We start from the raw sequence: 25795 nt of genomic DNA on the forward strand, positions 1-25795 counted from the left end.
CCCGCCGAACCCCAGCCTAGAACACCCCTCTTGATCATCACTTGACACAGAGGGGTGCCAGATGAGTGCACTGGCCGGTTCGTTTGTGCGCCTCTCTGAACGAGAACCACTGCCCGGTCAAGGATTGCATTCCGTCCCTGCCGCAGGCTCGTGGATCGCCGGCGTGTGGCGGTGTTGCTTGGGTTCACGAGGGCGCTGACTCGGCACGGCTGGTCGTGAGTGGTCAGCGCGCAGGGCCATGGCGAAGGTGATCGCGCCGAGGGCGGCCAGGGTTGCTATCGCGGCGAAGACTGTGCGTAGCCCGCTGAGTTGCAACGCCGGTCCGGCGGCGGTGTATCCGACGAATGCCCCCAGGTTTTCAGTGGTCGTCACTGCGGTCATCACGTGAGGTCGGATAGGTGCCGGGGTGCGTAGGGTGACGCGGGTGTTGATCGTTGCGGCTAACAACGGCGTGGCCAGTCCTACCAGGAACAGTCCGCTGGCCATGATGAATGTCTGATCGACGAGTAGTAGCCACAGCGGGGCGCATTGCAGCATGGCGCCGCCGGTGAGGGCGGTGTTGTTCATCCGGCCCAGGCCGGTGACGGCCACCAGGCTGCCGATGGCGAGGCCGGCGCCGTTTGCCGCGATGAGTAGCCCTAGCGTCCGAGGGTCGCCTCCCAGGTCATCCATGACCAGCACTGGTAGGCAGATGAATATGGCAGGGACCGAGATGGTCACCAACGTCAGGGCGAGCACGAAGAGCCGAAGTGCTCGGTGGCGAAGCGCGTGGCGTAGGCCCGCGAACGTGGCGGCCTGCTCGTGGCTCGCACGAGAGGACTCCCTGTCCGTGCCTGCCTCGACGGTGGCGGGCGGCCGGACGAAGGCGGCCAGGATGACGAAGGAGACGAGGTACGTGCCGGCGTCGATCCAGAGGACCTGGGCTGGTCCGAGCAGGGCGATCAGCAGGCCGCCGAGGGCGGGTCCGGCGAGGGCGGCGATTCTGGTCGCACCGTCGATCAGGCTGTTGGCGCGGGCGAGGAGTTTCTCGTCGGTACCCCGTGTCGGGCCGAGGAGGTCGGCCAGGATGAGCCGCTGCGAGGAGACGTAGGGAGCGGTGAACGCACCGAGACTGAACGAGACCGCCAGCAGGGCCGGTAGGCTCAGCCATCCCGTCTGATGCAGCAGCGGGATCAGCGCCATCAGCGGTACGCGCGCCGCGTCGCAGATCAGCATGGTGCGCCGCACACCGAGCCGGGCCACGACCTTGCCGCTGGGCAGGCCCAGTGTCGCGACGCCGAGGAACTCTGCGGCCAGAACCGCGCTCATCTTCACCGGCGAGCCGGTGGTCACCAGAACGAACCATGGCAGCGCCAGGAGGGTGAGCCAGGAGCCGAAGGTGGACAGCAGCTTCGCGACGAACAGGGCGAGTAGTCCCGGTGTGTGCAGCATCAGCTTGGACCGTCGTGCGTGGGGACGGCGTATCCGAAGAAGGCGACGCGGCGGGCGTTCGCCGTGCGGGGCCGTGTGGCGGCGGTGTACTCGCCGATGAGGGCTTTGATGCGCTCGGTTACCTCTACCAGCTCGTCGGGGTCGAGGTAGCCGATGTCTTCGCCGACCCAGGCCGCCTCCTGCCAGGCGGTGTCGAAGTCGTCCTGGTGGCGTTGGTAGGCGTCCAGGGCGGCGAGCCGCTGGGCGATGAACTGCTCTCGCAGCGCCCGAGAGGCGGCGGCGAACTCCGGTGAGCCGTCACCGGTCGCTGACCAGGTGATCCCTCGGCTGGTTGCTCGCCACGGCCGTTCGCGTCCTTCAGCCAGGTCGGGGGCTGGCTCGACGAGGCCCCACTTGGCCAGCTGGCCGATGTGATAGCTGATGGATGCCGTGGACTCGCCGGTCTGATCGGCCAGCTTTCGCCCGGAGGCCGGACCGTCGACGGTGAGCAGTTCGAGAAGCTTGAGCCGGATGGGATGGGCGAGCGCGCGCAGCGCCTGTGGGTCGGTGAGTTGCTTCTTCTGACCGGACGACATTGACCCAACATAGCTTGGCCAACACTTCTTGGCCAAGCTATGTTGGGAGCATCGCAGCGAAGCTGGCTACGACTTGATCCGTTCGGGCGTGGGGCCCAGCAGCGTCGTTCGTCGCCGCCCGCGCGGCGATCAACGGAGAGCAGGCCCACCGAGGGTTGCCGATGCGGCGCGCGAACATCCAGCTGCTACTCGAGTTTCGGGGACTGCGCCCAAGATGGGGGCCGCCGAGGGCACCGGCGAAGGCTCGTGATCGATGTCATCCGTTGCGCATCCTCAGCCGAGTTCGGCGCACTCATCTCGGCAGAAGCGGATGTCGCCGCATCCGCGTCTTCGGCCAGAGGTTCACAGTCGGTAGCCCAGCGGATCGGGGACCGCGCAACCCATCAAGCGGAGTCAAGGTGTAACGCATCAACCGGAGTTGGACATCGCCGCCGGTTCGCCGCCGGTTCGCCGCCGGTTCGGCCCGGTGAGAACTTTCCATACGTCTTCAAGGCGGGCCGCAAGCGGCCCGCTGCGCGCCGCTCGGGGCACGCCGCGCCTTGCCGCTTCGCTACCGGCGCGGCGACCCCGGCTGCGCGCGACCACCAGCGGGCATGACGGAGCCCGGCACCGCCGAGGTTCAGCGATCGCCGGGCTTTCAGGTCAGCGCGTCGAGGACTACGGCGGCGAGCTGCCCTGCCGCTCCGGCCAGCCAGACGACGACCGCGCCGCACGGGTCCGGGCCGACCGGCCGGGGGCGGCAGCGCACCGCTCCGGCCGGTCGGGGCCGCGCCGATCCGTGGCCGCAGGGGCGATGCCTCCGGCGGGCAGGGCCTCCGGCCCTACGACCCGGGGATGGCCTCCGGCGGCCGGGGCTACTCGCCCCGGACCCTCGGCGACTCTGGGATGCCCCGGCCGCGACCGGGGACCCGTCGCACACCAGAGGCCACCAGACCGCGCCGACCTGGTCCAGGTCGTACGTCCAGTGGGGCGCTCCACCTGGACCAGGTCGGCGCGGCCCGGCAGGGCGGAGCCTGCGCGACGGGATGCCGGTACCGGTAGGAACCAAGTACAGGCCCCTCCTCCTGGGAGAGAACGGGGAGACGATCTTGCCTGCGGACGCTGCTTACACCTCGCCAAACCAACAAGCACCAACGCTCTGAACAGCACGAATAGGCAGACGTGCATCTCGCGTACGGAACTTGACCTTGTTCGGGACGAAGAGGTCGTCGGTTCGAATCCGGCCACCCCGACCAGAGGTAAGCAAAGATCAAGGCCCCTCCACCGAGGGGCCTTGATCCGTTCCTGGGTCGGTCAGCGCAGCGACCGGAAGGCGGTGCGCAGCTCTTCGGACAAAATCTGCGGCTGTTCCCAGGCCGCGAAGTGCCCACCCTTCTCCACCTTGTTGTAGTGGATGAGATTGGGATACGCCTGCTGTGCCCAGCTCTTCGGGGCCTGGTACATCTCCGTCGGGAAGACGCTCACGGCAACCGGGACGGTGACGCCCTTGGCGGCGAAGAACGAGAGCTTGTTCTCCCAGTAGATGCGGGCCGCGGAAACTCCCGTGTTCATCAGCCAGAAGAGCGTGACGTTGTCGAGGACGTCGTCCCGCGTGAGGCCGACGTTCTTCCCGGCGAAGGCCTGGCAGATCAGGTCCAGGCTGGCCGCGTCATGGTCGATCATGTAGCTGGCCAGCGCGATCGGTGAATCCGCGAACCCGGTCAGCGTCTCCGGACGCGTCCCCATCATCAGGGCGTAGGCGGAATGCTGCCAGAAGAAGGCCAGCTTCTCGCAGCATCGCTTCTCCTCGTCGGAAAGGTTGGCCGGCAGCGAGGCCAGCGGGTCGGTGGCTCCGGAGATGCCGCTCTGGAGCAAAGTGTCGATGTCGGGCGGGACGACACCGGGCATGTTGGTGTGGACGCCAGCCAGTTCCGGCGGCCTCTGCAGGGCGATGACGTCCGTGATGAGCGCTCCCCAGTCGCCGCCCTGCGCGACGAACCGCGAGTAGCCGAGCCGCCTCATCAGCTCGATCCAGGCGCTGGCGATGCGCTCCGGGCCCCAGCCGGGCTCGGTCGGCTTGCCGGAGAAGCCGAAGCCGGGCAGCGACGGGATCACCAGGTGGAAGGCGTCCGAGGCGTCCGCGCCGTGCGCCGTCGGGTCGGTGAGCGGACCGATGATCTTCAGCTGCTCGATGATCGAGCCCGGCCAGCCGTGCGTGACGATGAGCGGCAGCGCGTCCTCGTGCTTCGACCGGATGTGGAGGAAGTGGATGTCCAGCCCGTCGATCTCGGTGATGAAGTTCGGTACGGCGTTCAGCCGCGCCTCGACCTTGCGCCAGTCGTACTCCTTCTCCCAGTAGCGGGCGAGCGCCTGGCTGGTCTCGAGCGGCACGCCCTGGGACTGATCGTCGACGGTCTGCTTCTCCGGCCAGCGGGTGGCCGCGATACGCGCACGTAGCGCCTTCAGATCCGCCTCGGGCACCTCGATGGTGAACGGCCGGATCTCCGCGGTCCTCGTGCGCGCTTCGGTCTTGACAGCCATGTGGCCACCTTCCGTTCGAGGTGATGAGAGGTCGAGCGGGAGCCTTCTGACCTCGTGTGGCGACAAACGGCAAAGCACCCCGCTCCTGCCTCGCGAGGGCAATTTCGATGACGGCACTACCCGGACTTGCGGCAGGTCACAGAGGTGCGCGGCCCATCTGCCCAGAGCGTAGGACGGCTCTTTACAGGGCGCGGGCCATACCACCGATCCGGCCCGACGCTGTGGGCCGAGTCCGCCGGGGTGTCCGAATACCGGTCCCGCGGCGCTGATCCGTCGCGTTTCCTGGCGCTTGTCACAACCGCGCGCGGCCCGGTGTCAGTGCGGTGAGGGACCCCGGACGACCCGCCCGGGTGAGCCGCACACCGAGGAGATCTCCTGATGTCCACCACGCACGTCGTCGTGACCCTGCTGGCCGCCGCCATGGTCGGCTTCTCCGCCGCCTCCGTCTTCCTCCGCGCCCCGTGGGTCGTGCAGCCGCTGGCCGACTACGGCGTACCCCGCTCGTGGTGGCCCTGGCTCGGCACCGCCAAGGCGGCCGGCGCGGCCGGTCTGGTGGCCGGCCTGTTCGTGCCGGTCGTCGGCGTGCTGGCCGGGATCGGCCTGGTGCTCTACTTCACCGGCGCCGTCGTCACCGTGCTCCGGGCGCGCTCGTACTCGCACATCCCGTTCCCCCTGCTGTACGCGGCGCCGGTGGTCGGCTCCCTGGCGCTGCTGGCCGCCTCCTGAGCGGCGCGGAAGCCCCGGACAGACCCCGGACGGGCCCCGGACGGCGCGGTCGCGGTGCGACCGGCCGCCCGGGGCGTCGACGGTTCAGGCGACCTTGACCGGCGCCGAGCGCAGTTCGTTGTCGTACGGGAGCGCGTCCCGGGCGTCGAGCAGTTCGGCGACCGCCCGGAAGGAGACCTTGCCGACGGCCAGGTCCTCCGCCGTGACCGGGTAGTCGATGACGAAGCGGGTGGTCTTCCCGCTGTCCGACGCCGGTACCGGACGGGTGGACGAGCCGACCGACACGTAGCCGGTGGGGGTGCTCCGCTCGAGGTCGACCCGGACGTTCTCGTCGTACCGGGTGTTCCGGACCTGGACGGTGACCCCGATGGTCTGCCCCACCCGCGCCGTCGCCGGCACGGTCAGCTTCACGACGGCGACGTCGTGGGTCCGGACCGACACGACGTGGCTGACCGACGCGGTGCGCCCGTCCACGGTGCGCACGGAGAGCCGGACGGTCCAGTCGCCGTCGCCGGGGAACCGGTGCACCGGGTACGGCTCGGTCGACGTCGTACCGTCGCCGAAGTCCCAGGCGAAGGAGGCGATGCCGGCGCCGGCCGGGTCGTAGGCGGAGCTGCCGAGGCTGACCTGGTCGTACGAGCTGGGTTCGCTCGGGTAGTGGTAGAAGTCGACGGTCGGGTCGGCCGCCACGTCGAGCTGGAAGGTGTGCGCGGAGCTGCCGTCCGAGCCCACCTGGAACAGGTACGTCCGGCCGGCCTGCGCCACGAAGGTCAACGGGTCGTAGTCGTAGAGGGACGTGTAGCCCACCAGGGACAGCGTGGTCAGCGAGGAACCGGTGTAGGCGGCGATGCCGGCGTAGCCCGGGTTCGTCCGGGCCGTGACCGAGCCGGTGCTCGTCGGCGTGTACGCGTACCAGGCCGTGTGGGCGGAACTGACGTGGAACGAGGGCTCGCCGGTCTCGGCGGTCGCGCCGGCGTAGTTCCGGGTGTCGGCGTACGGCAGTGCGCCGACCGTGATCGCGTCGGCGAAGTCGTCGTTCGCCGGGGCCACGGCCTGGTCGAGCGAGAACCGCAATGAACCGCCGATGCTGTCGCCGAAGCCGCCGGTGCCGACCATGAGGTGGTACGTCGTACCCGCGGTGACCGCGAAGCGGATCCTCGACCGCTGGCTGCCGTTGTCGTCGTTGCAGGCCACCCGCGTGAGGGAGCCCTGCTCACCGGTCCAGGCCGAGAGCACGCTGTAGTAGTCGCTGCCGTACGTGTGGGCCTCGACGCGGCCGTCCACGGTCGGCGTGAAGTTGAACCACACGGATCCCCGGTTGGCGCACCCGGTCGGGTCCGTCGGGTCCGTGGTGGCGCCGGTGGTGTCGATGGTGGTGGTGAAGGGAGTGGTCCCCACCGTCGTCGCGGCGGAGAAGTCGTCGTTCGTCGGTGCGGCGTAGGCGGCGGTCTGCCCTGCGACGAGCAGGGCGACCACCCCCGTGCACGCGACGGCGAGCCGGGCGACACTGCGTCTGATCACTGGAATCCTCCTGGGCCCCGTATCCCAACCTGGATGGTGACCGTCCGACCGTACGGCGGAGGACGCAGCGCGATAGTTAAACGGATCACTGGTTTCGGTTAAGGAGCACAGGCGCGGGGCCGGGCGGTCCGACCGGGTGGTCGGTCCGCCGGGCCCCGCATGGGTACGTCAGAGCGGGCGGTTCGGCTCGCTGACCGGGCCACCGGGGTACGTGGTGGCAGCCGGGTCGGGCACGACCTCGACGTCGGTCACCACGTACTCGGTCTCGGTGGTGGTGGTCGGCGTCCGGTCCTCGTCGTCGCCCGTGCGGTGCTTGGCGGCGGCGATCCCGGCGGCGGCAGCGGCGCCCGCGGCGGCAGCGCCGGCCGCGACCGCGGTGCCCGAGACACCGGCCTTGCCGCTGTCACCCGCAGACGAGGCCGCGTGCGCGACGCCCGGCGTGCCCACGCCGTGCCCCTCGCCGACCGAGCCGCGCCAGGCGCCGGTCTCGGCGCCCCGGGACTCGATGAAGCTCTTGAACTTCTCCAGGTCGGACTCGGCCTGCTTCTCGACGATGTTCAGCTTGTCGCCGGCCTTCTCGACCAGCCCCTCCGGCTCGTACTCCAGGTGCAGCCGCACCATGGTGCGGCCCGCGCCCACCGGCTGGAAGTAGACGGCACCGGCGTTGGTCGCGCCCTCGGTCGCCGCCCAGGCGACCTTCTGGTCCGGCACCTGCTCCAGGACCCGGGCGTCCCACTCACGCTTGACGCCGGCGATCTGGGCGACCCAGTGCATCCGCTGGTCGTCCAGCTGGCGCACCTCCTGCACGCCGCCCATGAAGCGGGGGAACTCCTCGAACTGCGTCCACTGGTTGTAGGCGGTGCTGACCGGGACGTCGACTTCGATCGACTTCTCGACCACGGTGGTCATGGCAATCCTCCTCGTTCCGGTCGACCTCCCTCCACGCGGGAGGGAGCAGCGTTTCTCGTCCACCAGAATCCCTACCCACCGTCGGACGGCTGAACCGGAAAATGCCGGAGCCGGCGACATCCCGCTGGTCACGGGGGTCGCCGCCTCCGGCCGTACGTCAGGACGCGGGTGCGATGAAGTAGCCCGCCTGGTCGACGATGAGGTCGGTCCAACCACTGCTCTGGTGGTACGCGCCGACCTTCATGCCCGTCCCGGTCCGCACGATCGCCAGGTTGGCGGCCGTCTCGCCGGCCACGAAGTTGACGTTCGACGCGGTGGGCGGTGCCGCCCCGGTCTCCGGGTACACGGTGAGCACGCCCGCCGCGCTCGGCCTGGTGACCGTCAGGTTGAGCACGGCGGCGGTGACCGCCGGGCAGCCGCCGGGGCAGCCGGTCCGCTGGGACGCGGGCAGGAGGGCGACCTTCTCGGCCGGGTTGAGCTGGCCGGTGAGCGTCCGGCCTTCCAGGCCGATGGACTGCCGGGTGTCGACGATGCGCTGCGGGCCGAGCGGCACGTAGGTGTCGGTGGCGCCGGAGGCGACCGAGCCGTAGAAGCCGGCCAGGTCGGCCACCACGTGGGTGGTGCCGGAGCTGGCATTGTGGATGCTCACCCTCCCGGCGACCACCGGCACGATCACCAGGTTGGGGATGGTCTGCCCGGCGACGAAGTTGAGGTTCGACGCCACCGGCACGGCGGCGCCCGCCGGGAAGACCTTCAGCACGCCGTTCGCGGTCGGCTTGGTCACCGTCACGTTGAGGATCGCCGCGGTGGCCCCGGCCGGCAGGCTGCCGGAGAGGTCCAGCTGCCGGGTGGTGTTGGCCGGGAACGGGCCCGCGGTGCCGGCGCGGGTGTCGAGCGCCCGGCTCGGCGCGAGCGTCTTCAGGCCGCTACCGCTCGCGCCGTACCAGCCCTGGAGATCGGCGACGACGTGCACGGTGCCGCTGCCGCTGTTCCGTACCCGGATCTTCCCGTTGCTCATCGGCACGGTGACCAGGTTCGGCACCGTCTCCTTCGCGACGAAGTTGACGCTGGAGGCGTTCGGCAGCGGGGTGCCGTCCGGGTACACGGTCAGGAAGCCGGCGGTGGTCGGCTGGGTGGCCGTCACGTTCAGCACGACGGCGGTGATGTCGGCGGCCGGCACGCCACCGATGCCGGGGATGGCGAGCTCGATCTCCGAGTTGCCGGGCACCGGCGTCCGGGTCGGCACCCCGATCGCGGCCCGGGTGTCCAGCACCCGGGTCGGGTCGACCGGCCGGTACAGCGCCCCGACGGCCGTGGACAGCTGCCCGAGGTTGACGTCACCCGCGGCGGCGACGACCGCCCGGTCCGCCTTGCGGAAGCCGAGGTAGTTGACCCAGGCGCTCACCGAGACCGGGCCGGCCCGCCGGAAGGTGTGGGTCGCCGCCGGGTCGTTGCCCACCCGCCAGAACCGTTCGTCGCTGAACTTGAAGGCGACCGTCCCGCCCGGACCGTCGGTCGGGTACGGCAGCTTCGGCGTGACCGTCGCGGCCACCTCCAGCGGGCTGCCGCCGACCGTGCGGCGGAAGCTCTGGCCCGCGACCGAGCCCGTGCCGACGTACTCGACCGCGCCACGGTCGTGGTAGCCCGCGCCGGTGCCGGTGTTGGCCACGTCGGGCAGGTCGGCGTGCGGGTTGCGGAGCAGGTCGGTGCCGAGGGCGCCGGGTGCCGTCGCGTCCGCCGAGTCGATCGCCGGCGACGCCGGGGTGGGCCAGTACCAGCCGAACGAGGTGCTCGCCGAACCGTCGATCCAGGCCCGCGCCACGATGTCGTGACCGCCCTGCCCGCTGGCCGCCTGGAACGCGGCGAGGCTGGCGTGGGCGGTGCCGGCCCAGTCGTACGGGGCGCCGCCGCCGGTCGGGTCGATCAGGTTGTGGTCGACCACCGTCCCGGCCGTGGACCCGGCCGACACCGTGATCGCTGTCGCCGCCGACGGGGTGGCGCACCGGGTGGGCGCGTTGGTCGCGCCGGCCGCCGCCTGGACGATGTTGTTGCGCACCGAGACCCCCGTCGAGGCCCCGGTGACCACGATGCCGACGTCGCAGCGGGTGACGATGGTGTTGCCGGTGAGAACCGTGCCGGGCGCGTCGGTGACCACCAGCCGGCTGTCCCGGAACGCGTTGCCGGTCACCACCGTCCCGGTGACGCCCGGGTCGACGGCGACGCCCGCCGACCCGCCGTAGAAGGCGAGGAAGCTCCGGCTGACCGTGACGTCACGCGACTCGCCGGTGATCCGTACCAGCGCCTTGGCGTCGAGGTAGTTGCGGACGGAGAGCCCGTCCAGGGTGATCCGGCTGGAGCCGTCCACCACCACGGTGTCGCCACTGCCCCAGGCGCTGACGTAGAAGCCCTGCAGGACGATGTCGTGCACCCGCCACAGGTCGAAGACCGTGTCGCCACCACGCCGAGGTGGTCGCGCACAAGGTCGGCGAACCGTACGGCTCGCTGGTGCTCGCCCCTCGCCACCCTGAGCCTGGTGGTGCCGAGCTTCACCACCAGCCGCCCCGGCCCCGAGTTCTCCCCCGCCCAGCTGACCTTCGCCGCGGTGGCCTCACTCGCGCTCTACGGGCTCTTCGTCATGGTGCAGACCGGCCGGCACCGCGACTACTTCCTCCCCGTGACCAGCGCGGGCAGGCTGCTGGACGCCGACGCGCACGCCGACCCCCCGTCGACGCGGACCGCGCTGGCCAGCCTGGGCCTGCTGCTCGTCTCGCTGGTCGCCGTGGTCGGCCTGGCGAAGACCGTCTCCCCCGCCATCGAGGCGGGCGTCGCCGCCGCGAACCTCCCACAGGCCTTCGTCGGCGTGGTCATCGCCCTGCTCGTGCTGCTCCCCGAGACCCTCGCCGCGGCGCGGGCCGCCCGCCGGGACCGGGTGCAGATCAGCCTCAACCTCGCCCTCGGCTCCGCGATGGCCAGCATCGGTCTCACCATCCCGGCGATCGCCCTCGCCTCGATCTGGCTGGAGGGGCCGCTGCTGCTGGGCCTCGGCGGCACCCAACTGGCCCTGCTGGCGCTGACCGCGGTGACCGGGGTGCTCACCGTCGTCCCCGGCCGCGCGACCGTCCTGCAGGGCGGGGTCCACCTGGTACTGCTGGCCGCGTTCGTCTTCCTCGCCGCCAGCCCCTGACCGCGCCTTCGGCCGTCGTCGGTGGCGGGGCAGACGCCGAACGGGCGCAGCGGCCGCGTCCGGGTCACGAGGCCGGGCGCGGCCGCTACGGGGCCGGGCTGGTCAGGGGGCAGCGATGAAGTAGCCCGCCTGGTCGACGACGACGTGGGTGCTGCCGCTGCTGTTGTTGTACGCGGCGATCCGGCCGTCGGCGCCGACCTTCACCACGGCCAGGTTGGACGCGGTCTCCTTCGCGACAAAGTTGACGTTCGACGCGGTCGGCACCGCCTGGCCGGCCGGATACCCGGTCAGCACCCCGGCAGCGGTGGGCGCGGTGACGGTCAGGTTGAGCACCGCCGCCGTCGGCTCGGGACATCCGCCGGCGCACTGCTGACTCACCAGGACGTCGGTCGACGCCTTCGCATACTTCGTGAACGGCCCGTCGTAGGGCTTGATCCAGCCGGTGCGGTTCCGGCTGTCGGCGATCCGGTGCGGTCCGTGCGGCAGGTAGGTCTGGTCGGCGCCCGACGCGGCCGAACCGAAGTACCCGGCCAGGTCGGCAACGACGTGGGTGGTGCCCGAACTGGCATTGCGGATCATCGCCCTGCCGCCGACGACCGGCACGATCACCAGGTTGGGGATCGTCTGCCCGGCCACGAAGTTCAGGTTCGAGGCCACCGGCACGGGTGACCCGTCCGGGTAGACCTTGAGAACGCCGCTCGCTGTCGGCCTCGTGACGGTGACGTTCAGGATCGCGGCCGTCGCGTCCGCCGGCACCCTCCCCGACAGGTCCAAGCGCCGCTCACCGTTCGCGGCCAGCGCCGCGCCGGTACGGGTGTCCAGCACGCGGGTCGGGGTGAACGGCTTCAGGCCCGAGCCCTGCCGGCCGTAGAACCCCTGCAGGTCGGCCACCAGGTGCACCGTCCCGCTGCCGGTGTTGCGCAGGCGGATGCGGCCGTTGGCCATCGGCACCGTGACGAGGTTCGGGACGGTCTCCCCGGCGACGAAGTTGACGTTCGACGACTGTGGCGCGCCCACGCCGTCGCCGTCCGGGTAGACGGTGATGAACCCGGCCGCGGTCGGCCTGGTGACCGTCACGTTGAGCACCACCGCGGTGATGTCCGCGGCCGGCGTGCCATTGATGCTGGGAATCGGGAGCACGATCTCGGAGTTCGCGGCGACCGGTGTGGTGGTGGCGGTGCCGACGGCCGCACGGGTGTCGAGCAGCCGCGTCGGCGTCACCGGCTGGTAGAGCGCACCGACCGTGGTGCAGTGGTAGTAGGTGTGTTCCGCCCCGTTCCGGAAGTCGGTGAAGCTGGCGTGCGTGGTGACGCAGGCCTCCCCACCCCGACGGAACGAGTGGTCCAGCGTCCGCGCGGCGGTGACCCGCCAGAACGGCTCGTCCCAGAACCGGTAGGCGATGGAGCCGCCCTCGCCGTCGGTCGGCCAGGCGTACCGGGGCGCGGCGATCGCGGTCACGGCGAGCGGGTCACTGCCCCGCTTGCGCTGGATGCCCACCTGACCGCCGTTGACGCCACCCTGAGCCTCCACCGCGCCCCGGTCGTGGTAACCCGGACCGGTGCCCGTGTTGGAGACGGCGGGGTTGTCGCTGTGCGGGTTGAGCAGCATGTCGGTGCGGGTGAGCCCCTTGGCGGCGGCGTTCGCCGAGTCGACCGCCGGTGAGGCCGGGTCGATCGGGAAGTACATCCGGGCTGCTCCCTGCCAGTTGCCGATGCGCGGGTCGGCGGCGATGTCGTGGCCGCCCTGCCCGGTGGCGGCGCGGAACGACGGCAGGTCGGGGTAGGTGGTGCCGGCCCAGGAGTAGGGGGCGCCGCCGCTGATCGGGTCGATCAGGTTGTAGTCGGCGACGGACCCCTCGGTCGACTGCGGGGAGACCGCGATCGCGGTGGCGTTCTCCGTGGTGGTGCAGGCCGCGCGGAGCCGGTTGGTGCGCACGACGTTGTTCTGGATCTCCACCCCGGGGGATGCCCCGGCCACGTCGATTCCCCGGGTGCAGTAGGTGAGCATCGTGTTGTTGGTGATCACCGTGCCGGGGACGTCGGTGGCCAGCAGACCCCCGTAGTAGAGCTGGTTGTGGACGACGACACTGCCGGTGACGCCGGGGTCGATCCGCACCGCCGGCTGCGGAGTCGCGGCGACGTTGCTGAAGAAGCCCCGACTGATGGTGACGTCGCTGGACCCTCCGGCGATGCGCACGACCTCGGGGCCGCGCGAAACGGAGGCCGTGACGCCGTCGATGGTGACCCGGGTCGAGCGGTCGACCACGAGGGGCGTCTTCTCCGGCTGGGTCGCCAGCCGGAAGCCCTCGATCACGACGTCGTGCACCCCGGTCACGGTGAAGACCGTGCCGATGGTGGCGTTACCGTCGAGGCTGCCCACGTCGACCCGGCCCTCCGGCCCGTTGACGGCGCGGAAGGTGATGGGCGCGTCCGCCGTGCCCGAGCGGTTGAAGGTCACCGCCTCCGCATAGGCACCGGGCTGCACCAGTACGGTCTGGCCCGGCTGGGCCACGGCCGCCGCCGCCGAGATCGTGCAGAACGGAGCGGTCATGCTGCCGTTGCCGCCCGGCGCGCATTGCTTGTTGCTCACGTACAGCTCGTCGGCCACCGCCTGGGTGACCGGTGCCGGCGCGGCGACCGCCGCGGGTGCCGCCGGGACCACCAGGCCCGCGCCGCCGACCAGTGGTACGACCGCGAGCCGCACCCATGCACGTCTGTCCATCAACCGCCCCCGTGACAAGTCGATTTGTGGGCGGAGCGTACCGCGACGTCGACCGATGTGAGCAGCGCCGATCGGTCGATGCCCCCGACTGTTCGTCCCGTCGTCAGTCCTGTCGTTCGGTGCGTTCGATCTCGGTGAACGCCGCCCCCAGGTAGCCCTCGACCGGCCGGCCGGTCACCGCGAGCAGGTCGGCGACGAGCAGCGGGGCGTGCCGGGCGATCGCCGCCGGATCGGGCGGGGAGTCGTCCTCGCCCGGGTCGTACACGCCGAGCGCGGAGGCCAGCAGGACCAGCACCACGTGCGGGTCGACCTCCGGCCGCCACGGGGCCGCCGCCCGGACGCAGTGCTCCAGCACCTGCCGGACGTCGTCACCGTCCAGCCCGTCCGGGTGGGTCTCCTCGAGCAGCAGCCGCACCACGGCGCCGAGGACCAGGCCGGTCCGCTCGGCCCCGCCGAGCCGCGCGGTCGCCGCCTCGTACGCTTCACCGTCGCGAACCCTCGTGGCCTCGACGGCGTCGGTGGCGGCGACGGCGATCTCGCGGGCCGATGCGGGCAGGTGTCGCCAGGTCACGCTCACCGGGCCAGCATGGCAGAGCCGACCGACAGCGCCCGTGGACGTGCGCTTGATCACGTGGCACGCGCGAGCGGCGGCAAAATGCGTCGCGACCTGTCAGACCCGGTGGAAAGAATCGCAGCATGCTGCGCCGATCCCTCCCCCGCCGTCCGGAAGCCCGACGCATCCTGCTCGGCACCCTGCTGTCGGCGATCGGTCGCGGCCTCACCCTGCCGTTCCTGTTCATCTACCTGACCGACGTGCGCGGGCTCTCCGATCCGCGCGCCGGCCTGGTCATCGGCTGGTACGGCGCGGTCACCCTGGCGCTCTCCCCACTGGGCGGGACGCTGATCGACCGGTTCGGCGCCCGCCGGGTGGTGCTGCCGTCCCTGCTGATCGAGGCGATCGGCACCGGGTCGCTCGCGCTGGTCGACTCGACCGCCTCCGCGTTCGGGGTGGCCACGGTGATCGCGATCGGCAGCTCCGCGATCTGGTCGGGGCAGAACACCATCCTCGCCTCGCTCACCGCCGACGACGAGCGGCAGCGGGTGTACGGGCTGAACTTCGCCCTGCTCAACCTCGGCATCGGCGTGGGCGGCCTGACCTCCGGCGCCATCGTCGACGTCGCCCGACCGGTGACCTTCCAGGCGATCTACCTGCTCGACGCGCTCAGCTACCTGACGCCGGCGGTCATCCTGCTGACCCTGCCGCACGTCGGGCACCGGCTCGCCGCCGGCGCGGCCGGCGCGAAGACGGGCGGCGGGGGTTACCTCACCGTGCTGCGGGACCGCCCGTTCCGCCGCCTGGTGATCTTCGGCCTGGTGCTCACCACCTGCGGGTACGCCCAGATCGAGGTCGGTTTCACCGCGTACGCGGTCCGGGTGGCCGAGGTGACCCCGCGGGTCGTCGCCTGGGCACTGGCCGGCAACACCCTGATGATCGTGCTCGCCCAGCTCCTGGTGATCAGGCGGATGGAGGGGCGCAGCCGCACCGGAGGGCTCGCGGTCGTCGGCGCGGTCTTCGCGACCGCCTGGCTCACCCTCGGCGCGGCCGGCTTGATCGGCACTGGCAACGCCCTGGTGGCGGCGCTCGGCGTGGTGGCCTGCGCGGCGATCTTCGGGTTCGGCGAGACCCTGCTGTCGCCGGTGATGCCGGCGCTGACCAACGCGCTGGCCACCGACGAGCTGCGCGGCAGGTACAACGCGATGAGCTCGATGATCTTCGGGATCAGCGGGGTGATCGGCCCGGTCACCGCGGGCCCGCTGATCGGCGCCGCCGACGGCAAGGTCTGGGTCGCCGTCGTGGTGGGTGGCTGCCTGGCCGCCTCGCTGATCGCCCTCTCGCTGCGTCCCCTGCTCACCGCCATCCAGGACGGCCGGCCCGCCGCCACCGCCGACCGCACCCCCGAACCCGCCCCCGCCTGACCCACCCCCACCTCGCCCCCCTCACCCCTCACCCCGCGCCCCTCACCCCGCAAACCCGCGCACTTTCACGGAAAGCGGGCCTATGGAGCGCGCCATAGCCCCGCTTTCCGTGAAAGTGCCGGGGCGGGGCGGGGCGGCGCGGGGCGGGGCGGGGCGGGGCGGGGGCGGGGGGCGCGGCGCGGCGGGTGGGGAAGGAGCGGGCGCGGGAACGGGGACGGGCCCCGGAGCGGGTGCTCCGGGGCCCGTTCGTGGGCGGGCTCCTGCCGTCAGGCGGCGGGGACCTCGGCGGTGGTGCGGATGCGGTCCAGGGCCGGCGCGCTGACCGGCGAGGACGCGGTCAGGTACGCCACGAAGGCATCCAGGTCGATCATGCCGGTGACCTGGTTGGTGCCGCTCTTGAGCGCGGTGAACCCGTCACCGCCGCCGGCCAGGAAGTTGTTCACCGTGACCCGGTAGGTGCCGGCGTCGGTGACCGTCACGCCGCCGAGGGTGAGGCTGCCCCGGACGACCCGGGTACCGGCGCACGGGTCGGCGGTGGTGCCGGTGGTGCCGTTCACGTCGACGGTGTAGCGGACCGTCGAGGACGGGTAGAGCGTGCGGCCGACGACGAACTGCTGCTCCAGCACGCAGTAGAGCTGCGCGCCGGTGAGGTCGAGCGTGACCAGGTTGTTGGCGAACGGCTGGACCGTGAACGCCTCCTCGTAGGTGACCTGGCCGGCGTCGAGGTCGGCGCGGACACCACCGGGGTTCATGAAGGCGCCGAGCGCGCCCTGCTCGTTGTCGGTCGCCGCGAACTGCGCGTCAGCGATCACGTTGCCGAGCGGGGACTCGCCCTTGGCCGTACCGAACAGGGTCTCCTGCACGCGGTTCAGCGGCTCGGCGGTCTCGCCGACGACCTTGGTGGCGACCGGGCCGAGCGCCGTCTTGTAACGGGTGATCAGCTCGGTCTGCGCCGCGTCCTTGGTGACGTCCCGGGTGACCACGACGTTGTTGGCCTTGGCGGTCAGCACGTCGCCGGTCTTCCGGTCGATCTGCAGGTCGATGTCGGTGACCAGGCGACCGAACGAGCTGGCGCTGGTGACCAGCTTGCCGTTGATCTCGCAGTTGTACGCCTGGTGGGTGTGCCCGCTGACCACGACGTCGATCGACGGGTCCATCCGGTTGGCGATGTCGACGATCGGGCCGGTGAAGCCCTTGCAGTCGTTGATGCCGCCGGTCGCCTCCTGCTGACCGCCCTCGTGCAACAGCACGACGATGGTCTGCACGCCCTGCGAGCGCAGAATGCGGGCGTACTTGTTGGCGGTCTCCGCCTCGTCGCTGAAGGTGAGGCCGGCGACGCCCTCCTGGGAGACGATCTGCGGAGTGCCCTCCAGGGTCATCCCGATGAAGCCGACCTTGACGCCGTCGACCTTCTTGACCGCGTACGGCGGCAGCAGCGGCTGGCCGGTCTCGGTCTTGAACGCGTTGGCGGAGAGGTACTGGAAGCCGGCGCCGGTGTACGGGGTGCCGTCGGCGCAGCCGTCGACCGGGTGGCAGCCGCCGTTCTGGATGCGCAGCAGCTCGTTGGCGCCCTCGTCGAACTCGTGGTTGCCGACGCTGGCGAAGTCCAGCCCGGCCATGGTGAGCGACTCGATGGTCGGCTCGTCGTGGAACGCGGCGGAGAGCAGCGGGGAGGCGCCGATCAGGTCACCGGCGGCGACCGTGATGGTGCGCTCCTGCTCCTCCTCGGTGGCGCCGCGCAGGGCGGCGAGCTGGGTGGCGAGGTATTCGGCGCCACCCGCGGGCTGACCGGCGATGGTGCCGCTGGAGCCGGTCGGCGGTTCGAGGTTGCCGTGGAAGTCGTTGAGGGCGAGCAGCTTGACGTCGACCGGCTTGGGGCCGGCCTCGGCCTGGCTCGGGTTGACGGCGACCGTGCTCAGCGCGGCCGCGGCGAGTGCGGTCAGGCCGATGGCGGCCCGACGCATCCCGGGGACGGACATGGAACTCCTCGTGAGGTTCGGCGTTGGACGCGGCACGGGCGATGGTTCGCCCGGCCACCCTGATCCGTGCCGTGACAGGGGGCGATCGCGGATGGCGGCGGTCGGGGGTCGCCGCTCCGTCAGGGGACAGCCTCTCATCTCCGCCACCGCCGGTCGACTGGGGAAGTCGAACAGAGCTGCGGATACGTGAGGTGACCCGGCCTGGACGTTCGGACCATTCCGACATGACGGGTAGGTGACGGCGGTACGGCGGTCGGCGTCGGATTCGCGTCGGTGGCACCGACCAGGATGGGAGACGACGAGGAGAGGATCCATGGATGACTGACGCGACCCTGGCGGTGGGCACGGTGCGCTCCGCCGACGGCACGACCATCGCGTACGAGCCCAGCGGCGACGGGCCGGCGATCGTGCTGGTGGGCGGCGCGTTCAACGACCGGACCACCACCCGCGCGCTGGCCGCCGCGCTGGCCGAGGACTTCACCGTGTTCGGGTACGACCGGCGCGGCCGGGGCGACAGTGGCGACACCGCCCCGTACGCGGTGCAGCGGGAGATCGAGGACCTGGCGGCATTGATCGGGGCGGCCGGTGGCAGGGCGTACCTCTACGGGATCTCGTCCGGCGCGATTCTCGCCGCCCTTGCGACCGCGGCCGGGCTCCCGGTCGCGGGGCTGGCCCTCTTCGAGCCGCCGTTCCGGGTGGGGCCGCACGACGGGGCGGGCGCGGCGCTCGCGCCCCGGCTGGCCGAGCTGGTGACGGCGGGCCGGCGGGGCGACGCGGTCGAGTGCTTCCTGCGCGACGCGGTGGGCCTCCCCGACGACCAGGTACGCGGCATGCGTGACCAACCGATGTGGCCCTGGCTGGAGATGCTGGCCCCGTCCCTGGTCCACGACGCCACGGTCACCGGGGACGGCACTCCTCCCGCCGACCGGCTCGCCAGCATCACCGCGCCGACGGTCGTGCTGGACAGCACGGGCAGCCCGCAGTGGCTGCGCGACGCGACGGGCGCGACCGCCGACGCGGTCCCGGGTGCCCGGCGGGTGAGCCTGCAGGGCGGTTTCCACGAGGTGCCCGCCGACCGGCTCGCCGCCGAGCTGCGCCGACTCCTGCTCGGCTGACCGCCCGCAGCGCCGGCCACCGGCCGAGGGGCGATCGCCCAAGACGTGGTCGGCCGCCCCGGGCAGGGGCGGCGGCTCCCGGTGCGGAGGAGCCGGCGCCCGCTGCCCGGGGCGGTCGGATGGCGTGCCGACTCCCGCCCCTTTTCGGGATGCCGGCCGCCCGGCCTGCGCGCGGTTCGGTGGCCCGCCCGGTGGTTGGTCAGCAGTCGGGCCGATCTCGGGGGTCGGCCGCGAAGTGGGCCGAGGCTATCGATGCGATGCGGCAATTGTGGACCGTGAAACCTCTGCGCCGGCAAACAGATCCGTGAGTCCCGGTGGGTCGAGACTGGACGGTGAGCCAGGTCAGCGCGATCGTCGGCCTCGGAGCAGCCCTTCCGCCGACGCCCGCCCGCCGACCGGCCGGCGACGCGACCCGATCGGCGCACCGTCCGTCGGCTGCCCGACGGCGATCAGGTCAGCGTGCCGGCACGGCCGCCACCAGGTCGGTCAGGTCGGCGCGGGTCCAGTGCCCGGTCACCCCAGGGCGGTCGGCCAGGTAGGCGACGGTCCGCGCGACCGACCAGCCGTGCGCCGCCCGCAGCCCGGCCGCGATCATCCCCAGGTAGACCGGCGCGGGCGCGGTCCACGCCACCTCGCCCGCCCGCCAGGGCGCGGTGAAGGTCAGCATCGGCACCCCGTCGCGCACGCCGACCCGCAGCAGCGTCTCGTACCGGCCGGGGCCCAGAGTGGCTCGCCCGGTCTCGACGGCCACGGCGATCAGGTCGAGGTCGGCGCCGGGCGGGCGGTACATCTCCTGCGCGGCGATGTCGGCGAACTGCCCGGCGGTGAGCAGGTAGCCGCGCGCCGCCGCCGTGCCCGGCAGTTCGGGATCGTAGAACGCCATCCCGCCCGTCCAGGCCCGGGACTCCCCGGCGAAGTAGACGCCGCCGGGGACCAGCACCGCTTCCGTCCGGCGCGGTGGCCGGCAGTCCCGACACCCGGGGTACGACCGCAGCCCGCCGGGTGGCCGGCCGCCGGAGAGGTACCAGCCGAGCCGTGCCGGATCCATGTTCGACCCGTACGCGACGTACCAGAGGAGCCGCACCCGGCGAGGATCAGTAGCCGCAGGTCTGACCGGCGGCGTGGCTGACCTGCACGGTGTGGGTGACGCAGCCGCCGTCGTCCACCGCGTGCAGCAGGAAGGCGGTCGGCTCGTCGACCCAGCCGATCTCGTCGTCGGCGTTCATGGTCAGCGACGCCTGCCGCCAGGTGCTCGGCGCGACGGTCAGCACGGTGCCGGCGTACCCGGTGGTCACCGGGCGGTGCAGGTGGCCGGCGGCGACGCGTACCACGTGGGGGTGTCGGCGGACGACCTCGGCGAGCGCGTCACCGTCGGCGAGCCGGACGGCGTCGGCGGCCGGGACGCCGACGGCGACCGGCGGGTGGTGCAGGCAGACCAGGGCGGGCACGTCCGGGCGGCCGGCCAGCACCCCGTCGAGCCAGCCGAGCTGGTCCTCGCCGAGCCGGCCGCCGCCCTCCCCGGGGGTCAGCGAGTCCAGCACCACGACGGTCACGTCCGGATGATCGACGTGGTAGTACGCGGAGAAGCCACCGCCCAGGTACGGGGTGCCGCCGAAGGCGTCCAGCAGCGACTCCCGGTCGTCGTGGTTGCCGGCGACCAGGTGCACCGGCAGCGGGTACCGCCCGATCACCTCGCGCAGCGTCGCGTACTCGTCGGGACGACCCTGGTCCACCAGGTCGCCCGTGATCACCACGCAGTCCGGGCGCGGGCGCAGCGCCAGCACCCGGCCGAGGGCGCGGTGCAGACCGGCGGCGGGGACGGCGCCGAGCACGCCGTTGGTCAGGTGCGGGTCACTCAGCTGGGCGATGAGCATGGCTCCTCCACTGCGACCGGGACCTTCACGCTAACCCGGCGAGCCGTCGCGGGCGGGCCCGTCGCGCAGCCCCACAGGCCGTGTCCACAGCCTGTGGATGGCACATGTGTACGAACAGGAGATGATCTTTCGCGTGGCGGACCGCCGTCGGCTGAGTACGCTTGATCGCAGCCCCGGCGCCGGCCGGGCCCACCCCCACCTGGAAGAACGTGGATCACGAGCGAGTCGTCCGCGACGTCACGGTCCGCCTGCCGATGGCGTCGACCGCAGTCGAGGCGTGCCAGTGGACCGTGACCGCGCTCGCCCGGTACGCCCCCGCGACGATCTCCGTGCTGCTCCAGGTCCACGACCGGCTGCGCTGCGTCGCCGCCACCGGATCATGGCAGGTCTTCTCCACCGTGCCGCCGAAGTCCGGCATCGTCGGCCGGGTCTACGCCTCCGGCGAGGGGGCCACGGTGCCCGACGTCAGCGCCGACCCGGACTACCTCCCGCTGCGCCCGGACGTGACCGCCGAGATCTGCGTACCGGTGCTCGACCCGGCGGGCCGCCCGATCGGGGTGCTCGACCTGCAGTGGAGCGGGCCGGCCGAGCTGGGGCGGTGGCGGCAGACCGCGGAACGGCTGGCCGGCCGGCTGGGCGCACGGATCGTGGCCCTCGGCGGACCGCCGGCCGAGAGCCGCAGCGAGAAGCTGCTGCGCCACGCCACCGCGTTCGCCGCCGCCCCGACCGGCCGGGACCTGATGGCCGCGGCGCTCACCGCGGCCCGGGACGTCTCCACCCTCTCCTGCGCGGTGCTGGTGCTCACCGGTCGCAGTGGTCCCCGCCTCGGCGACCCGACCGGTGCGCCGGGCGAGTTGGAGACGCGCATCCGGGCCGAACTGACCGAGGCCGGGGCCGGACCGCTCAACCGGATGGTGGCCCGGGCGCACCGGCACGGCACCGCGTACACGCTGGGCGAGGCGGATCATCCGCCCACGGACGAGTACGCCCCGCTGGCCCGGGCCGGGGTACGCACCCTGGTGTCGGTGCCGTTCGGCCGGCCCGACGCGGGCGGGGTGCTGCTGGTCGCCGACGAGCGGCTGCTGCGGCCCGACCCGACCACGGTCAACCTGATCGAGTTGCTGGCCGGGCAGGCCTGGGGTGCGCTGGACCGGCTCCGTACGCTGGCCCGGCTCCGCGAGCAGGCCAGCTCCGACCCGCTCACCGGGCTCCGGCACACCGGGCCGTTCGGCCAGCGGATCAGCGCGGCCACGCCGGGGCGTACCGCCCTGCTCGCCATCGACGTGGACGGGTTCAAGACGGTCAACGACACGTACGGCCACCAGGCCGGCGACCGGCTCCTGGTCGGACTGGCCCGGGCGCTGGAGGGCGCGCTGCGGCAGGGCGACGAGCTGTACCGGGTCGGTGGCGACGAGTTCGTCGCGGTGATCGAGGTGAGCCGCCCCGAGGAGGCGGTCCGGATCGCCGAGCGGCTGACCGAGGCGGCCCGACGTACCGGACGCACCATCAGCGTCGGGGTGGCCCTCCCCCAGGCCGGCGAGTCCCCGGAACTCACCCTCCGCCGCGCCGACCAGGCCCTCTACGCGGTCAAGCGCCACGGCCGCGACGGCGTCCGCCTGGCCGCCGCCTGACCCACCCCACCGCCCCCCACCGCCCCGCCCCAGCGACTCCCCGCCGCACTTTCAGAGAAAGAGGCCCTATCCAGGCGCGGATAGGGCCTCTTTCTCTGAAAGCGGCCGTCCTCGGGCGGGGGCGCGGTGGACGGGGGCTTGGTGGGCGAGGCCCGGTGGGCGGGCCGCCGGTGGGCGGCGCTCGGGGCGAGGCCCCGGGGGCGGGGTCAGGGGCGGGTCAGTTCCTTGGCGAGGAGCTCGGCGATCTGGGCGGTGTTCAGGGCGGCGCCCTTGCGGAGGTTGTCGCCGGTGACGAAGAGGTCCAGAGCGCGCGGGTCGTCCAGGGCGCGGCGGATCCGGCCGACCCAGGACGGGTCGGTACCGACCGCGTCGATCGGCATCGGGAACTCGCCGGCGGCGGGATCGTCGACCAGGATCACGCCGGGGGCGTTGCGCAGCGCCTCCCGGGCGCCCTCGGCGTCAACCTCGGTGGCGAAGACCGCGTGCACGGCCACCGAGTGGCCGGTCACCACCGGCACCCGTACGCAGGTCGCGGAGACCTTCAGGTCGGGCAGCCCGAGGATCTTGCGCGACTCGTTGCGAATCTTCATCTCCTCGGACGACCACCCGAAGTCGGCGAGCGAGCCGGCCCACGGCACCACGTTGAGCGCCAGCGGCGCGGGGAACGGGCCGAGCTCGTCGCCGACGGCCTGGCGCACGTCGCCCGGGCGGGAGCCGAGCACCCGGTCCCCGGCGATCTTGCCGAGCTGGAGGTGCAGCGCGTCCACGCCGGCCTGACCCGCCCCCGACACCGCCTGGTACGAGGAGAGCACCAGCTCGCGCAGGCCGTACTCGCGGTGCAGCGGGGCGATCGCCACGATCATCGCGAGCGTGGTGCAGTTCGCGTTGGCGATGATCCCCTTGGGCCGGTTGCGTACCTGCTCGGGATTGATCTCCGGGACCACCAGCGGCACGTCGCGGTCCATCCGGAACGCGCCGGAGTTGTCGACCACGACCGCCCCGCGGGCCACGGCGACCGGCGCCCACTCGACGGACACCTCGTCCGGCACGTCGAACATGGCGACGTCGACGCCGTCGAACGCCTCCGGGGTGAGCGCCCCGACGGTCAGCTCCTCGCCCCGGCAGCGCACCTTGCGACCGACGGAGCGTTCCGAGGCGAGCAGCCGGATCTCGCCCCAGACGTTGCGCCGGGAGGAGAGCAGCTCGCACATCACGGTCCCGACGGCGCCGGTCGCTCCGACGACGGCGAGCGTGGGCTGCGCCGACACGGGCGCTACCGTCCCGTCCCCGCGTAGACCACGGCCTCGGAGTCGCCGCCCAGCTCGAACTGGTCGTGGATGGCCCGGACCGCCTTGTCGAGGTCGGTGTCCCGGCAGACCACGGAGACCCGGATCTCCGAGGTGGAGATCATCTCGATGTTGACCCCGGCCGCGCCGAGGGCGGCGAAGAAGCCGGCCGCGACACCGGGGTGCGACCGCATGCCGGCGCCGATCAGCGACACCTTGCCCACGTGGTCGTCGTAGAGCAGGCCGCGGAACTTGACGACTTCCTGGATCTTGCTGAGCGCGGCCATGGCGGTGGGGCCGTCGGTCTTGGGCAGCGTGAACGAGATGTCCGTGCGACCGGTGCCCTCGGTGGAGACGTTCTGCACGATCATGTCGATGTTGATCTCGGCGCCGGCCACGGTGTCGAAGATCCTGGCGGCGGCACCCGGCTCGTCCGGCACGCCGACAATCGTGATCTTGGCTTCACTGCGGTCGTGGGCGACCCCGGTGATCAGTGCCTGTTCCACGGGAAGGTCCTCCATCGATCCGGTGACCATGGTGCCGGTGTTGGTCGAGTATGACGAACGGACGTGGATCGGCAACCCCGCGCGCCGCGCGTACTCCACGCTGCGCAGGTGCAGCACCTTGGCGCCGCAGGCGGCCAGCTCCAGCATCTCCTCGTAGGTGATCTGCTTGATGTGCCGGGCGTTCGGCACGATCCGCGGGTCGGCGCTGAAGATGCCGTCCACGTCGGTGTAGATCTCGCAGACGTCGGCGCGCAGCGCGGCGGCGAGCGCCACGGCGGTGGTGTCCGAGCCGCCCCGGCCCAGCGTGGTGACGTCCTTGGTGTCCTGCGAGACGCCCTGGAAGCCGGCGACGATCACCACCGCGCCCTCGTCGAGCGCGCCCTTGAGCCGGCCCGGGGTGACGTCGATGATCCGCGCCCGCCCGTGTACCGAGGTGGTGATGACACCGGCCTGCGAGCCGGTGAACGAGCGGGCCTCGTACCCCAGGTTGTGGATGGCCATCGCGAGCAGCGCCATGGAGATCCGCTCGCCGGCGGTGAGCAGCATGTCCAGCTCACGGCCCGGCGGCAGCGGGCTGACCTGGTTGGCCAGGTCGAGCAGCTCGTCCGTGGTGTCGCCCATCGCGGAGACCACCACCACGACGTCGTCGCCGGCCTTGCGGGCGGCGACGATCCGCTCCGCCACCCGCTTGATGCGCTCGGCGTTGGCGACGGAGGACCCGCCGTACTTCTGCACCACGAGTGCCACGACGGTGCACTCCCTCCCAGCGACGACCCTGAGCGTGCCGACGCCGCCGGTCAGATGGTCCGGCGGCGCGTGTCAGACCTGTCCAGGGTATCGGGCGGTACGCGAGGTCGGGTCGGGTGATCCCACCATCCGGCGGAAGCGCCCGGTCGACGCCCTGCCCAGGGCGGTCGCCCCGGCGCCCGCCGACACGCCGGGCGCCGTCGGCGGCACGGGTCCGTGGGCGGGGGGGCGGGCGGCGCAGAATGACCCGGTGCCTGCCCATCTGCGCGCGACGTACCGGTCGACCGGCGTCCTGGTCCTGCTCCTGCCGGCGCTGCTCACCGCCTGCACCGCCGACCGGCCGGCCCCGCCACCCACCGCCGGATCCGCCGACCCGGCACCGGCCGAGGTGGACGCGGCCCGGGACGAGCTGGCCGCGCTGGCGGCGGCGGCGCGGGACCGCCACCTGACCGCCCGCTACACGCTCACCGGCACCGACGGGCCGACCCGGGACGTCACGGTGACCAGCGCGGCGGACGGCACCTGGCGGGTCGACGTCCCGGGCGGCGCGCTCGGCGGCACGGCGGACGTCTCGCTGGCCACCACCGTCGACGGGCTCTTCCAGTGCGGCCTGCCGTCGGCCGGCCGCCCCGAGGCAGCCGGCTGCGTCCGCCTCGGCGACCGGGACGATGCGGTGCCGCGCCGACTGGACCCCCGGGTGCAGCACCCGTTCACCGACTGGCTGGAGGTGCTCACCGACCGACGCACGCCACTGGCGGTCTCCCCCGCCACCACGCCGGCGGGCGTGGCCGGCACCTGCTACGCGGTGGAGACCACCTCCGCCTCGCTCAACCCGCCGCTGGACGTCGGGATCTACTGCTACGAGCCGGACGGGACGCCCACCTACGTCCGGGCCGCCCTCGGCACGCTCACCCTGGCCGGGCCGCCCGGACCGGGCCCGGCCACCGCGCCGCTGGCCGGGCCGGTGGTGAACGCCGAACCGCTCGGCGTGGAGGCACCCGCGCCGAGCGACAGCACGGGCGCGGGAACGCCCTGACCTGGCGCGGCGTTACGGGTGCGATTGACCACATTTGCCCCCACCCGCCCTTCGGGG

General features: G+C 72.3%; 17 protein-coding genes and 2 pseudogenes. 6 read left to right on the forward strand and 13 right to left on the reverse strand.

Annotation, left to right across the window (positions count from 1 at the left end):
* Positions 1 to 117: 117 nt before the first annotated feature.
* The 3 genes from V6U89_RS28410 to V6U89_RS28420 form a co-directional block, all read right to left on the reverse strand.
* On the reverse strand, positions 118 to 1431 hold the full coding sequence (locus V6U89_RS28410; RefSeq protein ID WP_334575883.1) for an MFS transporter: 1314 nt from the start codon (positions 1429 to 1431) through the stop codon (positions 118 to 120).
* Positions 1431 to 2006, reverse strand: a complete 576-nt coding sequence (locus tag V6U89_RS28415) for an ArsR/SmtB family transcription factor (RefSeq protein ID WP_334575887.1) — start codon at positions 2004 to 2006, stop codon at positions 1431 to 1433. The genes V6U89_RS28410 and V6U89_RS28415 overlap by 1 nt, the downstream gene beginning before the upstream one ends.
* A 1293-nt stretch (positions 2007 to 3299) precedes the next feature.
* A complete protein-coding gene (locus tag V6U89_RS28420) occupies positions 3300 to 4526 on the reverse strand; it encodes an epoxide hydrolase family protein (protein ID WP_334575892.1) in 1227 nt (408 codons plus the stop codon).
* 378 nt (positions 4527 to 4904) lie between these two features.
* Here V6U89_RS28420 and V6U89_RS28425 point away from each other — a divergent pair, with 378 nt between their 5' ends.
* Positions 4905 to 5252 (forward strand): DoxX family protein, encoded by a 348-nt coding sequence (locus tag V6U89_RS28425; RefSeq protein ID WP_334575895.1) that lies wholly within the window; start codon positions 4905 to 4907, stop codon positions 5250 to 5252.
* Between the two features lie 84 nt (positions 5253 to 5336).
* On the opposite strand, the gene V6U89_RS28430 is transcribed toward V6U89_RS28425, so the two are convergent.
* The 3 genes and pseudogenes from V6U89_RS28430 to V6U89_RS28440 all read right to left on the reverse strand — a co-directional run bounded on the left by V6U89_RS28430 (position 5337) and on the right by V6U89_RS28440 (position 10110).
* Positions 5337 to 6773 (reverse strand): PKD domain-containing protein, encoded by a 1437-nt coding sequence (locus V6U89_RS28430; protein WP_334575896.1) that lies wholly within the window; start codon positions 6771 to 6773, stop codon positions 5337 to 5339.
* A 462-nt stretch (positions 6774 to 7235) separates the two neighbouring features.
* Positions 7236 to 7682: pseudogene (locus V6U89_RS28435) on the reverse strand (SRPBCC family protein); the annotation flags it as partial.
* A 157-nt stretch (positions 7683 to 7839) separates the two neighbouring features.
* A complete protein-coding gene (locus V6U89_RS28440) occupies positions 7840 to 10110 on the reverse strand; it encodes a right-handed parallel beta-helix repeat-containing protein (protein ID WP_334575900.1) in 2271 nt (756 codons plus the stop codon).
* 87 nt (positions 10111 to 10197) lie between these two features.
* Here V6U89_RS28440 and V6U89_RS28445 point away from each other — a divergent pair.
* A pseudogene (locus V6U89_RS28445) lies at positions 10198 to 10866 on the forward strand (calcium:proton antiporter); the annotation flags it as partial.
* A gap of 102 nt (positions 10867 to 10968) precedes the next feature.
* On the opposite strand, the gene V6U89_RS28450 reads toward V6U89_RS28445, so the two are convergent.
* On the reverse strand, positions 10969 to 13587 hold the full coding sequence (locus tag V6U89_RS28450; RefSeq protein WP_334575904.1) for a right-handed parallel beta-helix repeat-containing protein: 2619 nt from the start codon (positions 13585 to 13587) through the stop codon (positions 10969 to 10971).
* A gap of 103 nt (positions 13588 to 13690) precedes the next feature.
* On the reverse strand, positions 13691 to 14164 hold the full coding sequence (locus V6U89_RS28455) for a hypothetical protein (protein WP_334575908.1): 474 nt from the start codon (positions 14162 to 14164) through the stop codon (positions 13691 to 13693).
* Between the two features lie 119 nt (positions 14165 to 14283).
* Here V6U89_RS28455 and V6U89_RS28460 point away from each other — a divergent pair, with 119 nt between their 5' ends.
* The gene (locus V6U89_RS28460) at positions 14284 to 15564 is read left to right on the forward strand and encodes an MFS transporter (RefSeq protein ID WP_334575911.1); all 1281 of its coding nucleotides are present in this window, start codon (positions 14284 to 14286) and stop codon (positions 15562 to 15564) included.
* Between the two features lie 266 nt (positions 15565 to 15830).
* On the opposite strand, the gene V6U89_RS28465 is transcribed toward V6U89_RS28460, so the two are convergent.
* On the reverse strand, positions 15831 to 17543 hold the full coding sequence (locus tag V6U89_RS28465) for a bifunctional metallophosphatase/5'-nucleotidase (RefSeq protein WP_334575915.1): 1713 nt from the start codon (positions 17541 to 17543) through the stop codon (positions 15831 to 15833).
* Between the two features lie 317 nt (positions 17544 to 17860).
* Between V6U89_RS28465 and V6U89_RS28470 the strand changes: the two genes are divergently transcribed.
* Positions 17861 to 18658, forward strand: a complete 798-nt coding sequence (locus tag V6U89_RS28470; protein ID WP_334575918.1) for an alpha/beta fold hydrolase — start codon at positions 17861 to 17863, stop codon at positions 18656 to 18658.
* A 454-nt stretch (positions 18659 to 19112) separates the two neighbouring features.
* Here V6U89_RS28470 and V6U89_RS28475 read toward each other — a convergent pair whose 3' ends face one another.
* Positions 19113 to 19742 carry a histone deacetylase gene (locus tag V6U89_RS28475; protein ID WP_334575921.1) on the reverse strand — a complete coding sequence of 210 codons (630 nt, stop codon included), beginning with the start codon at positions 19740 to 19742 and terminating at the stop codon, positions 19113 to 19115.
* 10 nt (positions 19743 to 19752) lie between these two features.
* Positions 19753 to 20532 carry a phosphodiesterase gene (locus V6U89_RS28480; RefSeq protein ID WP_334575924.1) on the reverse strand — a complete coding sequence of 260 codons (780 nt, stop codon included), beginning with the start codon at positions 20530 to 20532 and terminating at the stop codon, positions 19753 to 19755.
* Positions 20533 to 20786: 254 nt separating this feature from the next.
* Between V6U89_RS28480 and V6U89_RS28485 the strand changes: the two genes are divergently transcribed.
* Entirely contained in the window at positions 20787 to 22163 is a 1377-nt protein-coding gene (locus V6U89_RS28485; RefSeq protein ID WP_442933998.1) for a diguanylate cyclase, read from the forward strand.
* Positions 22164 to 22369: 206 nt separating this feature from the next.
* Here the strand turns inward: V6U89_RS28485 and V6U89_RS28490 are convergent, their stop codons facing one another.
* The gene (locus tag V6U89_RS28490; protein WP_334575929.1) at positions 22370 to 23431 is read right to left on the reverse strand and encodes an aspartate-semialdehyde dehydrogenase; all 1062 of its coding nucleotides are present in this window, start codon (positions 23429 to 23431) and stop codon (positions 22370 to 22372) included.
* A gap of 5 nt (positions 23432 to 23436) precedes the next feature.
* A complete protein-coding gene (locus V6U89_RS28495; RefSeq protein ID WP_210776048.1) occupies positions 23437 to 24702 on the reverse strand; it encodes an aspartate kinase in 1266 nt (421 codons plus the stop codon).
* Positions 24703 to 24952: 250 nt separating this feature from the next.
* On the opposite strand from V6U89_RS28495, the gene V6U89_RS28500 reads away from it, so the two are divergent.
* Positions 24953 to 25738, forward strand: a complete 786-nt coding sequence (locus V6U89_RS28500; RefSeq protein WP_334575936.1) for a hypothetical protein — start codon at positions 24953 to 24955, stop codon at positions 25736 to 25738.
* Positions 25739 to 25795: the final 57 nt, after the last annotated feature.

Source organism: Micromonospora sp. CPCC 206171, assembly GCF_036906755.1.
Classification (GTDB): Bacteria; Actinomycetota; Actinomycetes; order Mycobacteriales; family Micromonosporaceae; genus Micromonospora; species Micromonospora purpureochromogenes.

What these genes read in the sequence shown, in the direction of transcription:
- V6U89_RS28410 (WP_334575883.1), bottom strand. Translation starts at nt 1,431, where the DNA reads ATGCTGCACACACCGGGACTACTCGCCCTGTTCGTCGCGAAGCTGCTG.
- V6U89_RS28415 (WP_334575887.1), bottom strand. Translation starts at nt 2,006, where the DNA reads ATGTCGTCCGGTCAGAAGAAGCAACTCACCGACCCACAGGCGCTGCGC.
- V6U89_RS28420 (WP_334575892.1), bottom strand. Translation starts at nt 4,526, where the DNA reads ATGGCTGTCAAGACCGAAGCGCGCACGAGGACCGCGGAGATCCGGCCG.
- V6U89_RS28425 (WP_334575895.1), top strand. Translation starts at nt 4,905, where the DNA reads ATGTCCACCACGCACGTCGTCGTGACCCTGCTGGCCGCCGCCATGGTC.
- V6U89_RS28450 (WP_334575904.1), bottom strand. Translation starts at nt 13,587, where the DNA reads ATGGACAGACGTGCATGGGTGCGGCTCGCGGTCGTACCACTGGTCGGC.
- V6U89_RS28460 (WP_334575911.1), top strand. Translation starts at nt 14,284, where the DNA reads ATGCTGCGCCGATCCCTCCCCCGCCGTCCGGAAGCCCGACGCATCCTG.
- V6U89_RS28465 (WP_334575915.1), bottom strand. Translation starts at nt 17,543, where the DNA reads ATGTCCGTCCCCGGGATGCGTCGGGCCGCCATCGGCCTGACCGCACTC.
- V6U89_RS28470 (WP_334575918.1), top strand. Translation starts at nt 17,861, where the DNA reads ATGACTGACGCGACCCTGGCGGTGGGCACGGTGCGCTCCGCCGACGGC.
- V6U89_RS28480 (WP_334575924.1), bottom strand. Translation starts at nt 20,532, where the DNA reads ATGCTCATCGCCCAGCTGAGTGACCCGCACCTGACCAACGGCGTGCTC.
- V6U89_RS28485 (WP_442933998.1), top strand. Translation starts at nt 20,787, where the DNA reads ATGGCGTCGACCGCAGTCGAGGCGTGCCAGTGGACCGTGACCGCGCTC.